The 12,916-nt window shown below is 57.0% G+C and carries 12 protein-coding genes; 3 read left to right on the forward strand and 9 right to left on the reverse strand.

Going from position 1 to position 12,916, the window contains the following annotated elements; translation table 11 throughout:
* Positions 1-65 precede the first annotated feature (65 nt).
* The 5 genes from tyrB to dnaB form a co-directional block, all read right to left on the reverse strand.
* Entirely contained in the window at positions 66-1,259 is a 1,194-nt protein-coding gene (gene tyrB, locus BWI95_RS03980) for an aromatic amino acid transaminase (RefSeq protein ID WP_076769047.1), read from the reverse strand.
* A gap of 95 nt (positions 1,260-1,354) precedes the next feature.
* Positions 1,355-2,359 carry an AAA family ATPase gene (locus tag BWI95_RS03985; protein WP_054804258.1) on the reverse strand — a complete coding sequence of 335 codons (1,005 nt, stop codon included), beginning with the start codon at positions 2,357-2,359 and terminating at the stop codon, positions 1,355-1,357.
* Positions 2,356-2,913: a nicotinamide riboside transporter PnuC gene (gene pnuC, locus BWI95_RS03990; RefSeq protein ID WP_181162180.1), complete on the reverse strand. Its 558-nt coding sequence runs from the start codon at positions 2,911-2,913 to the stop codon at positions 2,356-2,358. Before pnuC ends, BWI95_RS03985 begins: the two co-directional genes overlap by 4 nt.
* Before the next feature lie 12 nt (positions 2,914-2,925).
* Positions 2,926-4,005 (reverse strand): alanine racemase, encoded by a 1,080-nt coding sequence (alr, locus tag BWI95_RS03995; protein WP_054804257.1) that lies wholly within the window; start codon positions 4,003-4,005, stop codon positions 2,926-2,928.
* A gap of 81 nt (positions 4,006-4,086) precedes the next feature.
* Complete coding sequence (dnaB, locus tag BWI95_RS04000; RefSeq protein WP_023478500.1) at positions 4,087-5,493, reverse strand: replicative DNA helicase; 1,407 nt, start codon at positions 5,491-5,493, stop codon at positions 4,087-4,089.
* 61 nt (positions 5,494-5,554) lie between these two features.
* Here dnaB and BWI95_RS04005 point away from each other — a divergent pair, with 61 nt between their 5' ends.
* Entirely contained in the window at positions 5,555-6,538 is a 984-nt protein-coding gene (locus BWI95_RS04005; protein WP_076769048.1) for a quinone oxidoreductase, read from the forward strand.
* Positions 6,539-6,766: 228 nt separating this feature from the next.
* Here the strand turns inward: BWI95_RS04005 and dusA are convergent, their stop codons facing one another.
* Positions 6,767-7,804, reverse strand: coding sequence for a tRNA dihydrouridine(20/20a) synthase DusA (gene dusA / locus BWI95_RS04010; protein WP_369811773.1), 1,038 nt, complete (start codon positions 7,802-7,804; stop codon positions 6,767-6,769).
* 263 nt (positions 7,805-8,067) lie between these two features.
* Here dusA and ycaC point away from each other — a divergent pair, with 263 nt between their 5' ends.
* Entirely contained in the window at positions 8,068-8,691 is a 624-nt protein-coding gene (gene ycaC / locus BWI95_RS04015; RefSeq protein WP_054804256.1) for an isochorismate family cysteine hydrolase YcaC, read from the forward strand.
* Between the two features lie 41 nt (positions 8,692-8,732).
* On the opposite strand, the gene BWI95_RS04020 is transcribed toward ycaC, so the two are convergent.
* The gene (locus BWI95_RS04020) at positions 8,733-9,998 is read right to left on the reverse strand and encodes a conjugal transfer protein TraF (RefSeq protein WP_083699447.1); all 1,266 of its coding nucleotides are present in this window, start codon (positions 9,996-9,998) and stop codon (positions 8,733-8,735) included.
* A 331-nt stretch (positions 9,999-10,329) separates the two neighbouring features.
* Between BWI95_RS04020 and zur the strand changes: the two genes are divergently transcribed.
* The gene (gene zur / locus BWI95_RS04025) at positions 10,330-10,845 is read left to right on the forward strand and encodes a zinc uptake transcriptional repressor Zur (RefSeq protein WP_023478461.1); all 516 of its coding nucleotides are present in this window, start codon (positions 10,330-10,332) and stop codon (positions 10,843-10,845) included.
* A gap of 384 nt (positions 10,846-11,229) precedes the next feature.
* On the opposite strand, the gene BWI95_RS04035 is transcribed toward zur, so the two are convergent.
* Together BWI95_RS04035 and dinF are read right to left on the reverse strand one after the other, a co-directional pair.
* A complete protein-coding gene (locus BWI95_RS04035) occupies positions 11,230-11,439 on the reverse strand; it encodes a CsbD family protein (RefSeq protein ID WP_042712644.1) in 210 nt (69 codons plus the stop codon).
* Between the two features lie 133 nt (positions 11,440-11,572).
* The gene (dinF, locus tag BWI95_RS04040; RefSeq protein WP_076769050.1) at positions 11,573-12,907 is read right to left on the reverse strand and encodes an MATE family efflux transporter DinF; all 1,335 of its coding nucleotides are present in this window, start codon (positions 12,905-12,907) and stop codon (positions 11,573-11,575) included.
* Between the last annotated feature and the right edge of the window lie 9 nt (positions 12,908-12,916).

The following is a 12,916-nucleotide window of genomic DNA, read 5'->3' on the forward strand; positions in this document are numbered from 1 at the left end:
CCGCCAGCATTGGTGGGTCACCCTCTGCCCGATCGCAGAGGGTGAAAAGAGAAGTAAGTGAATACTTACATCACTGCCGCGAAGGCCTGCGCCACGCGGTGAACGTTGCGGTTGTTAAGCCCGGCGACGCAGATACGGCCGCTGGAAACGAGGTAAATACCAAACTCTTCGCGCAGACGATCCACCTGCGCAGCACTCAGCCCGGTATAACTAAACATGCCGCGCTGCTTCAGCAGGTAGGTGAAATCCCCGGTCGGCATCGCCGCGTTCAGCGCATCAACCAGCGTCTGACGCATTGCCTTAATGCGGGTGCGCATCGCTTCAACTTCTGCTAGCCATGACGCCTTCAGCCCGGCATCGTTCAGCACGGTCGCCACCAGCTGCGCGCCGAAATTCGGCGGGCTGGAGTAGTTGCGGCGCACTGTCGCTTTTAACTGCCCGAGCACGCGCCCGGCGGCATCGGCATCTTCACACACCACCGAGAGCCCGCCGACACGTTCGCCGTAGAGGGAGAAGATTTTTGAGAAGGAGTTGCTGACCAGTGCAGGCAGCCCGGCGTGGGCAATCGCGCGGATCGCATAGGCATCCTCTTCCATCCCTGCGCCAAAGCCCTGATAGGCGATATCGAGGAACGGGATCAGCGTGCGGGCTTTCAGCACCTCAACCACCTCATCCCACTGCGCAGGCGTTAAGTCGGCACCGGTCGGGTTATGGCAGCACGGGTGCAGCAGAACAATGCTCTGCTCAGGCAAGCTGTTTAATTTTTCGAGGAATGCCGCGAAACGCACGCCGTTGGTTTCGTTGTCATACCACGGGTAGGTAGAGACCTCGAAGCCCGCGCCTTCGAAAATCGCAATATGGTTTTCCCATGTCGGATCGCTGACCCAGACGCCGGAGTTGGGGAAGTAACGTTTCAGAAAATCTGCGCCGACTTTCAGCGCGCCAGAGCCGCCGAGCGTCTGAATGGTGGCGACACGCTGCTGCTCCAGCACCGTATGGCCGGCACCAAACAGCAGCGGCGCGATGGCGTGACGGTAGCTGTTAAGCCCTTCCATCGGCAGATAGAGCGACGCGCCATGCGGCTGCGCGTTGAGACGCGCTTCGGCTTCCGCCACCGCCTGCAAACGCGGGATAGTGCTCTCTTCGTCGTAATAGAGCCCGATGCTGAGGTTAACTTTGTCGCTGCGGGGATCCTCTTTGAACCGCTCCATCAATGAGAGGATCGGGTCGCCGGCATAGGCGTCAACTTTCTGAAACACGCGTGTATTCTCCAGGTTTACAGTGGGCGAAACACCACAATAAACCGGAAGCCGGACAAGGTCGAGGGGGCAGTAAAGCGGAAACGAAATAAGGATTAACAGCCCAGCACTGCGCGTACTTGCGCGATGCGCTCAGCCACCGACCCGCTGACGCGAATAAACGGCACGCCGCGTTGGGTCAACTGTTCGAGATACCAGGCCTGCTGGCGCTGGCGGAAAGTTTCATCCTGGCGGGTGCCATCCTGCACAAACGGGAAGTCATCCTCGCACAACACCACCAGCTGATAGTGCCGCTGCGCCAGCGCATAGAGTGCCGCAGGCGCTTCGCCAAACATTGTCAGCGTATAAAAGAGCGTCGTCAGCGGTGAGGTATCGCATACCAGCCAGCGCACCGCAGGCGTGCTCTCTTCCCGTTGCACCTGGGTTTGTGCAATCGCCAACATATCGTCATACACCAACTCGCCGCCCTGCTCCTCCCAGCGCTCGCGACCATACTCGGCCACATACGCCGTTCCCAGCGCCTCTGCCAGCGCGGCGCTGAGGGTACTTTTGCCCGTTGATTCGCCGCCCAGCAGGCAGATGCGCTGAACAAAGTCGTGATAGACGGGCGCGGCCAGCATCTGCCGCCAGTGGTGGACATCGCTACGGATCAGCGTCCCGGATGGCGCATCCTCACCCTGCCCGCGCGTTAGCCGCACATGCGTCACCGGGCGGGAAAACCGTTCGCTCAGCACGCGGGCGAAGCCGTCGCCATACTCCTCCGCCGTAAAGACTGCGTCGGGCTGGCAGCGCAATACCTGCAAACAGATATCCGCAACATAGTGACGATGCAGATCGCCATCGGCGTCATTATGCGGTAACGGGCCTAACCCCAGCGCCGCCACGCGCGCCGGTGTCAGAACGAGGATTTCACACTGCGGAAACCGCGCCCGCAGCCAGCGCTCGCGCTTCTCCGGCTCGCAGCCGGGCAGTTCTGGCACGGAGTAGCTGATGAGCCACAGGCGTTCGCACTGCGCCAGCGCGGTGTTGATTAACCGTTCATGACCACAGTGCAGCGGCGCGAATTTGCCAACAATCAGCCCGCTGGCGAAGCGTTTCATGGCTTAACCAGCGCCTTGCGCCACTGGTAAAGCCCGTGCCAGGCATTACACCAGAAGATCAGGTAAAGCCCGGCGGTCAGCCACAGATCGCGCGCGGCATAGAGCGGCACGGCGATGGTGTTGACCAGCAGCCAGAAGTACCAGCTCTCCAGCCGCCGCCCCATCAGCATAAACTGCGCGAGAATGCTGAAGACCATAATTGCCGAGTCCAGCCATGGCGACCAGGCGTTGGTAAAACGGTGCAGCAGCCAGGCATAGCCGCCCGCGACAATCAGCGCGCCGACCAGCAGGAAAGCAATATGTTGCAGCGGCGTTTTGCGCACCGCCAGTTGCTGACCGTGATTGCCCTTCAGCCAGTTGAGCCACCCGGCGATACTGCTGACGATAAAGAAGAGTTGCAGGGTGACATCCGCGTAAAGCTGAACGGAGTAGAAGACCCAGCCGTAGAGCACGCAGCCGATAATGCCCGTCCACCACGTATGCACATTGTTGCGCGCGGCAAGCCACACGGAGAGGGCGTAAGCCAGGCAGGCGGCGATTTCCATCGGCGACACGGGGCGTTCCTTTTAGTCGATATAGATAAGGGTCGCCCTTGAGGTCAGGCGTGTAATAAGTTCGTAAGCACTCACATTTGTTGCCTGCGCGATGCGCTCGACGGGTAAACCTTCCCCCCACAGCACCACGCGATCGCCGGGTTTATCCTGCGCTTCTGGCCCCAGATCGACGCAAATCATATCCATCGCCACGCGCCCAACAATCGGCACTTCGCGCCCGTTGACCAGCACCGGTGTGCCGGAGGGTGCCGCGCGCGGGTAGCCGTCACCATAGCCCATCGCCACCACCCCTAAACGGGTATCGCGCGCGCTCTGCCAGGTGCCGCCATAGCCAACCGGCTCGCCCGCCGCGTGCTGGCGCACGGCAATCAGCTGAGAAGTCAGCGTCATCACCGGCTGGAAGCCAAAATCGCTACCCCACGGTTTATGGTCGAGAGGCGAAACGCCGTAGAGGATAATGCCGGGGCGCACCCAGTCGAAGTGGGATTGCGGCCACAGCAGCGTGCCGCCCGAAGCGGCAATCGAACGCATGCCCGGCTTACCTTCGGTAAAGGTAGTAAAGAGATCGAGCTGGCGCTCGGTCGCGCCGCAGTCGGGCTCATCAGCGCGGGCAAAGTGGCTGACGATGTTCACCGGCTGGCGCACATTCTTGCACTGGCTCAGGCGGGCGTAGAAGGCTTCCGCTTCGTGAGGGTGTACGCCAAGGCGATGCATACCGGTGTCGAGCTTCATCCAGACATCCACCGGCGCGCTCAGGGTGGTGGCTTCCAGGGCTTCAAGCTGTTCGACGCTGTGGATCACCGTATGCAGCTGATGCTCAGCCACCAACGTTAAATCACTGGCGGCAAAGAAGCCTTCGAGTAACAGAATCGGTTGAGTAATGCCCCCTGCGCGCAGGTGCAGGGCCTCTTCAAGACGGGAGACGCCGAAAGCATCGGCATCGGGGAGCGTTCGCGCGGTCTCAAGAAGACCGTGTCCATAAGCGTTCGCTTTCACGACCGCAACCAGTCGGCTGGCGGGAGCCAGTTCGCGCAGGCGTTGCAGATTGTGTCGCAGAGCGCGGCGGTTAACTACTACGGTTGCCGCTTGCATGTTTTTCCTCAAAAACAATTTTGTCGATCGTTCGTGTGCAGGCGCGTTCAACGCACCTGCGGCGCGAAGAGTAACGAAACGTTATTCGTCGTCGTATTGTGGCCCGGCATAGTTATCGAAGCGTGACCACTGCCCATTGAATGTCAGACGTACCGTGCCGATAGGGCCGTTACGCTGCTTACCAATAATGATTTCAGCGATGCCTTTTAAGTCGCTGTTTTCGTGATAAACCTCATCACGGTAGATAAACATGATTAAGTCGGCATCCTGTTCGATAGAGCCCGATTCACGCAGGTCGGAGTTGACCGGGCGCTTATCGGCGCGCTGCTCCAGCGAGCGGTTAAGCTGCGACAGCGCCACCACCGGCACCTGCAACTCTTTCGCCAGCGCTTTCAGCGAGCGGGAGATCTCGGCAATTTCCAGCGTACGGTTATCCGACAGCGACGGCACACGCATCAGCTGGAGGTAGTCGATCATAATCAGGCCAATGCCGCCATGCTCGCGGGCGATACGCCGCGCACGAGAGCGCACTTCCGTCGGCGTCAGGCCGGAGGAGTCATCGATATAGATATTACGTTTTTCCAGCAGAATGCCCATCGTGCCGGAGATGCGCGCCCAATCCTCATCGTCGAGCTGACCGGTACGGATACGGGTCTGATCGACGCGCGACAGCGACGCGAGTGAACGCATCATAATCTGTTCGGAGGGCATCTCGAGACTGAAGATAAGCACCGGTTTATCCTGCAACATCGCCGCATTTTCGACGAGGTTCATCGCAAATGTCGTTTTACCCATTGAGGGACGCGCCGCGACAATAATCAGATCCGACGGCTGCAAACCGGCGGTCTTTTTGTTCAGATCGTCATAGCCGGTGTTCACGCCGGTCACGCCGTCATGAGGCTGCTGGAACAGCAGCTCAATACGCGCCACCGTCGCCTCGAGCACATCGGCGATGTTCTTCGGCCCTTCATCTTTATTGGCGCGGCTTTCGGCGATTTTAAACACGCGGGACTCGGCCAGATCGAGCAGATCTTCACTGCTGCGGCCCTGCGGATCGAAACCAGCGTTGGCGATCTCATTCGCTACCGCGATCATCTCGCGCACTACCGCACGTTCACGCACGATATCGGCGTAAGCGCTGATGTTCGCCGCACTTGGCGTATTTTTTGACAGTTCAGCGAGATAAGCGAAGCCGCCGACAATATCGAGCTGGCCCTGCTGCTCCAGCGATTCGGCGAGGGTAATCAGGTCGATGGGTTTGCCCATCTCCTGCAGGCGGTGCATTTCCGTAAAGATATGGCGATGCTGGCGAGTATAAAAATCCTCGGAGACCACGCGCTCGGCGACGTCATCCCAGCGCTCATTATCCAGCATTAAACCGCCCAACACCGACTGCTCCGCTTCGATCGAATGCGGAGGCACTTTCATCCCCTCAAGCTTGTGGTCGCGGGGCTCAGTCTGTTTGTTGAAGGGTTTATTTCCTGCCATAGTGAATGGAGTTATCCGGGTAATGAATGGGTTGAGAGATTATCACAGATCAGGAGGAAGCATGGCGACAAGAATCGAGTTTCAACAGCACGGCGGCCCTGAAGTCTTAAAGGCTGTGGAGTTTACGCCCGTCGATCCGGCAGAAAATGAGGTGCAGGTCGAAAACAAAGCCATCGGCATTAACTATATTGACACCTACATCCGCAGCGGCCTCTATCCGCCGCCGGGCTTGCCAAGCGGGCTGGGAACCGAAGCCGCCGGCGTGGTCAGTAAAGTGGGTTCTGGCGTCACGGATGTGAAAGTTGGCGACCGCGTGGTCTACGCGCAATCGGGGCTGGGGGCATACAGCTCCATGCACAATGTGCCTGCCGATAAAGTCGCCGTCCTGCCCAACGCCATCTCCTTTGAACAAGCCGCCGCCTCCTTCCTGAAAGGGCTGACCGTCTTCTATCTGCTGCGCAAAACCTATGAAGTGAAGCCCAATGAGATGTTCCTGTTTCACGCTGCGGCGGGCGGCGTTGGCCTGATCGCCTGCCAGTGGGCAAAAGCGCTCGGCGCGAAACTGATTGGTACCGTTGGCTCGGCGCAAAAAGCGCAGCGCGCTCAGCAGGCAGGTGCCTGGCAGGTGATCAACTACAGCGAAGAGAGCGTGGTTGAGCGAGTGAAAGAGCTGACCGGCGGTAAAAAAGTGAGCGTGGTGTACGATTCCGTTGGTAAAGACACCTGGGAAACCTCCCTCGATTGCCTGCGCCGCCGCGGTCTTATGGTCAGCTTCGGCAACTCCTCCGGGCCAGTTACCGGCGTCAATCTGGGCATCCTCAACCAGAAGGGATCGCTCTACGCCACCCGCCCTTCGCTGAACGGTTACATCACCACGCGCGAAGAGTTGCAGGAAGCGAGCAATGAGCTCTTCTCGCTGATCGCCAGTGGCGTAATCAAAGTGGAGGTGGCTGAGGGCCAGAAGTTTGCGCTCGCCGATGCGCAGCGCGCCCATGAAGCGCTGGAGAGCCGGGCGACCCAGGGATCGAGCCTGCTGATTCCGTAAGTGATTGTGCAGAAAGAATTAGGGCTTCCCGCAGGAAGCCCTTTCTTTTTTAGTTCGGCTGTATTGTAGGGTACAGCGCGATGAATTCGTTACGCCGGAATAGTGACAGATTTACGCGCTAAATCCTATTTGCTTCACCAGGCTGCACGGGGAAATGTTTCAAGGATGTGACGAAGCGCTCACTCCTTTGCTAACCGATCCTACGATTGCGCAATAAATCTGCACGCCTTAGCGTTTCGACGCCACCAGATTGAGGGCGTGTTCCACCACATTGATATCTGCCCCCGCTTTGTGCGCATTTTCACTCAGGTAACGACGCCACTGACGCGCGCCCGGCACGCCCTGGAACAGGCCCAGCATATGGCGTGTGATATGGCCGAGATAAGCCCCCTGGCTCAGTTCGCGCTCAATATAGGGGTACATCGCGCGCACCACCGCCACCGGGTCGGCATCCGGCGTATCAACGCCGAAAATCTCTCTGTCCACCGAGGCGAGGATGCCGGGGTTCTGGTAGGCTTCGCGCCCGACCATCACGCCATCCATATGTTCAAGATGCGCTTTCGCCTCTTCCAGCGATTTGATGCCGCCGTTGATCGACATCATCAGGTGCGGGAAATCGCGTTTTAGCTGATAGACGCGCGGGTAATCGAGCGGCGGAATTTCACGGTTCTCTTTCGGGCTAAGGCCAGAAAGCCAGGCTTTGCGGGCGTGGATCGTGAAGCTTTCGCACTCGCCTTTACCGGCTACGGTGCCAATAAAGTCGCAGAGAAATTCATAGCTGTCCTGCTCATCAATGCCGATACGGGTTTTGACCGTGACCGGAATAGAGACGACATCGCGCATCGCTTTAATGCAGTCCGCCACCAGTTGCGCTTCACCCATCAGGCAAGCGCCGAAACGGCCATTCTGCACGCGGTCAGAGGGGCAGCCGACGTTAAGGTTGATTTCATCATAGCCGCGCGCTTCAGCAAGCTTCGCACAGTGAGCCAGCTGCGCCGGATCGCTGCCGCCAAGCTGCAACGCCACCGGATGCTCCTCGTCGCTGTACGCCAGGTAATCGCCTTTGCCATGAATAATCGCCCCGGTAGTCACCATCTCGGTATAGAGCAGCGTGTGGCGCGACAGCAGACGCAGGAAGTAGCGGCAGTGCCTGTCCGTCCAGTCGAGCATCGGGGCAACCGAGAATCGGCCGGGCCAGTGAGAAGCCGAATCGGCGGACGTTACGCAGGTTTGAGGGGTGTTTGTCATATCAGGATTACCGTGCATATTTTGGGCAATTAAAATCAATCTCTCGTTATCGCTCCCACCTCAGGCGCGGGCAAAAAACCGACTCCAGAAATCGCGGGCGGCCATTCTAGCACAGAGAAATGCGTTAAATCCGATGGCGTGCGGCCCGCATCCGCAAACAGGCCCGCGCCGTCACGCTGGTCAAAACTTAACCATGACCTATCATTTTTGTTAGTCAGCGTAGTTCTATTCCAATAAATCGCACTATTCACTTCACCTCTGCGGGTGACAGGAGCTGAAACATGACCACACCTTATGTTCGCCTTGATAAAGATAATGCTGCGGTACTGCTTGTTGATCATCAGGCAGGCTTACTCTCTCTGGTGCGGGATATCGATCCCGACAAATTCAAAAACAACGTGCTGGCATTAGGCGATCTCGCAAAATATTTTAAGCTTCCCACCATTTTGACCACCAGTTTCGAAACCGGGCCAAATGGCCCACTCGTTCCTGAACTAAAGGCGCAATTTCCCGATGCGCCTTACATTGCGCGCCCGGGCAATATCAATGCCTGGGATAACGAAGATTTTGTGAATGCCGTTAAAGCCACAGGCAAAAAGCAGCTGATTATTGCCGGTGTGGTGACGGAAGTGTGCGTCGCTTTTCCTGCTTTATCGGCGCTGGAAGAGGGATTTGAAGTGTTTGTGGTGACCGATGCGTCAGGAACATTCGACGAGATTACGCGTCATTCGGCATGGAATCGCATGTCGCAGGCTGGCGCGCAGTTGATGACCTGGTTTGGTGTCGCCTGTGAATTACATCGCGACTGGCGCAATGATGTTGAAGGGCTGGGGACGCTCTTCGCTAACCATATTCCCGATTACCGCAACCTGATGACCAGCTTTGCCATTCATAACAAGCAGTAACCGCAGTAGAAAACCGGAGGCGTAGCGCCTCCGGTTAATCCTTAGAATGTCAGGCTAAGCTGCGCGCCGGCACCCCAGGTTTCGTCTTCGCCCACCAGCCCCATCAGATCGAGATGAACGCGGTTGAACGGCGAGAAGCCAACACCGGCGGTGAAGACATCTTTGTCATCGCCCTTCACATCAGCGCGGTAACCGGCACGTACTGCCAGCCAGTTAAGCGGACGGACTTCTGCCCCGACGCCAACATACTGCGAGTTCTTCTCGCTCTTAAATCCTTTGGTTTCAGTCAGATCGCCGTCAGCGCTCAGCGTTACCAGCTCGTTATGCCATGCGGCACCGGCTGTGACGATCGGGCTAATCTGGTAGGTATCTTTGTAGTTGCGCACTTCGCCCGTTCTGCCGTTACGAATAATGGCATCCTGGGTGTCGATATTACGCGAGATGAGGTTCTGGCCGGTTAAGCCAAGCGTCACGTTTTCATTGAGGTCGGCGGCGAGGCCAACGTCAACGTTGAAGCCGGTGTCATCGCGGCGGTAGCGGCTGCTGTTCCAGTCACTGCTGTCGTAGTCATAAATCGACGCCGTGTAGTTGTAGACCCACACCTTTTGCAGCTTCGGCGTTACGCCAACGGAGAGCGGAATGCCGCCCGCGTCAAACTGATGTGCCAGCGCCACGCCAAAGTCGGTGACAATCGCGCCACGTCCGGAAGCGGTGGAGTTCAGGTTACGGGTGATCTCATCGCTGCCGTTTGGCGAGAGCGCCGCGCCCAGTGCTTCACGCACCGCAACGGCATCGCTGTTCTGAATGCTGCGCAGGTAATCAATATCCTGCTGATCGATATTGGAGCTAACGCGCGCGTGGGCGTAGGCTTTGGTGACGAAAGCCGCAGAGAGCACATCGTTAGGGATGCTGACCGCAATACCGGCTGCCGCTTTAGCCTGCGCAGTTTTACCACGCAATTTAACCAGCTCGTCACCTAAATCTTTGGCCGCGTTCTGGAACTGATCGACGGTGCCGAAAGGGTTGGTAATAATGTCTATTGCCGTCAGATTATCGACGACATCTTTATATTGATCGACTTTGTCATTGATGTAGTCAATTTCGTCGCGCAGATTATCCTTATCTGAAATTTGTGCCTGTACGCTTGGCAGGATCACGGTGACATCATCTTCCGGCTGACCTTTCGCCAGCAACGCCGGGTTGATTAATGCTCCACTGCCATAATTTGCCGATGCGACGCCCGTTCCACCCATTGCATCGTTACGCGCCTCTGCCCATGTATTGGCTGCTCCCGCCTGATTTGCCATAAAAAAGGAGACACCAATAGCGACCACCGAAAGTTTCGCATTTATTTTCACAGTATGTTCTCGTAGCCAGATGAGTATTTAAGCCTGTTAGTTTGCGCACAAACAGGAATTTATATTGCTGTGAATAACAGTAGAAAAAGGCACTACCTCTTCCGAACGCTCCAGGGCGGTCGGATCATATTTATAGTGATGGCACTCACTATTTATAGAAGAGGAAAATCATTTCGGGAAGGAAAGTTCCGAAAGTGTCTTTAAAGTTGGCGGTCTCGGCGTTTCCGGCAGGACATGGTAAAGTGTGAAGCTTCATCTTTTCACCAACCCGAGAGCGCCAATGGATAAGACCACTTCGCAAGAGATGTTAGTGCAGGCTGAAAAGCTGTGCGCGCAGCGCAACGTGCGCCTGACTCCACAGCGTCTGGAAGTTTTACGTTTGCTGAGCCTGCAAAAGAGCGCCATCAGCGCCTACGATCTGCTCGACCTACTGCGGGAGAGCGAACCGCAGGCGAAGCCGCCCACGGTTTACCGCGCGCTCGATTTTCTGCTGGAGCAGGGTTTTGTGCATAAGGTGGAGTCCACCAACAGCTATGTGCTGTGCCATCTCTTTGATCAGCCGACGCACACCTCTGCGATGTTTATCTGCGACCGCTGCGGCGCGGTTAAAGAGGAGCAGGCGGAAGGGGTGGAAGATATTATGCATGCGCTGGCGGCGAAGATGGGCTTTGCCCTGCGCCACAATGTGATTGAAGCCCACGGCTTATGCGCGGCCTGCGTCGAGGTCGAAGCCTGCCGTCATCACGACCATTGCCAGCACGATCACAGCCTGCAGGTGAAGAAAAAACCGCGTTAAAATTTCTGTTTCTGTTTCTGTTTCTGTTTCTGTTTCTGTTTCTGTTTCTGTTTCTGTTTCTGTTTCTGTTTCTATTTCAGATAGTAATCCCAAAATATTTCGCGTTTTAGCAAGGCGGCAAGCGCGCGAATCATGGGGAGCATACGAAAGTATGTGACTCATGTGAGCAAGTGCAGCCAACGCAGATAAAACGTGAAAGATGAAGGGATTCGGCAAGCGCGCGAATCATGGGAAGAATACGAAAGTATGTGACTCATGTGAGCGAGTGCAGCCAACGCAGATAAAACGTGAAAGATGAAGGGATTGGAGATTAGGGAGGTACATCCTTGTACCTACGGGCAGGGTAGCCTGTGAGGGTTAATACACTTGAGGGGGAAGTGTTGGCTACCAGCGGTATTCGTTACGTGATTCCCAATCTGTAACTTCCTTCTCCGCTTCGTCTTTCGCGTAACCGTAACGCTCCTGGATTTTACCTACCAGCTGGTCACGTTTACCTTCGATGACGGTCATATCGTCATCGGTCAATTTGCCCCATTTCTCTTTAACAGTACCTTTAAACTGTTTCCAGTTACCGCCGACTTCGTCTTTGTTCATAATTGACTCCTTATCGTTCGGTTAAAATGACGTTCTTGCGTGCTGAACGTATTAATTATTGTAGATAAGGATTCGGCGTTCGGTTTTTTATTCGGAATCTTTAACCATACACGCCAGACGAAGCCGCAGATCCTCATGCATTGTCGGCATTGGCAAACCAGCTGCCGTTGCGCCAGTGATGACGCCAGATCAGCGCCAGCGTGATACCACGCAGCGCCAGGAAAACCGCCAGAGAGAGCCATAAACCGTGGTTGCCAAACCACGGCACCGTCAGCAGGGTCAGGCCAAAACCGGCAGCGGCAACCGCCATACTGTTACGCATTTCAGCCGCGCGCGTCGCACCCACAAACATGCCGTCGAGCAAATAGCACCACACCCCCACCAGCGGCAATACCACCTGCCAGATAAGATAGTGTCCGGCAACCGCCTGCAGTTCAGGAATGGAGGTCAGCAGCGCAATAAGCGTGCTTCCTGCCAGCGCGTAGACAAGGGCAAAGGCGAGGGCCACAAACCCTGCCTGCCGGCAGGCCGCGCGCCAGACGTGCAGCAACTGGCTACCATCGCGCGCGCCGTAAGCCTGACCGGAGTGGGCTTCGACGGCATAGGCAAAGCCGTCAAGCGCATAGGCGGTAAAGGTGAGGAACATCATCAGCACCGCGTTGGCGGCGACCGTTTCGCTGCCGAGACGAGCACCCAGCACGGTGATGGAGCCAAAGCAGAGTTGCAGCAGCAGCGAGCGCAGCATGATATCGCGATTGAGCGCCAGCAAACGGCGAACGCCGCCGCGCCAGGCGGATTTCAGCATCGAAAGAGAGATAGCCTGCCGGCGTAAAACCTGCCGCACCATCAGCAAGCCGATAAAGAAGGTGACATATTCCGCGATAACCGTCGCGAGCGCAGCGCCCTGCACATTCATATGCAGGCCCATCACCAGCCAGAGGTCGAGAACGATATTGAAGAGATTGCCGACCACCAGCAGTATCACCGGTGCGCGGGCATACTGCACGCCGAGCAGCCAGCCAAGCAGCACCATATTGCCCAGCGAGGCGGGTGCGCTCAGCCAGCGAATGGCAAGGAAGCGCCGCGCCTGCTCCAGCACTGCCTCGCTGCCGCCGGTAATATGCAGCGCCAGGTCGATAAGCGGCGTACGCAGCAGCGCAATGACGATACCTGCGCCGAGCGCCAGCAGCAGAGGCTGGACAAGCGCACGTGAGAGTGCAGAGGGATTTTTTGCACCAAATGCCTGGGCGGTCAGCCCGGTGGTGCTCATACGCAGAAACAGCAGCAGCATAAAGAGGAAGCTGGTTGCCGTTGCGCCAATCGCCACGCCGCCAAGGTAGACGGGGCTATCCAGATGACCAATCACTGCCGTATCAACTAAGCCCAGCAGCGGAACGGTGATATTCGATAAAATCATCGGCAGCGCAAGCCGCCACAAAGCTTTGTCGGATGCGGTTAACAGCGGCATAGCGTAAGC

It is taken from the genome of Kosakonia cowanii JCM 10956 = DSM 18146, assembly GCF_001975225.1.
Taxonomy (GTDB): Bacteria; Pseudomonadota; Gammaproteobacteria; order Enterobacterales; family Enterobacteriaceae; genus Kosakonia; species Kosakonia cowanii.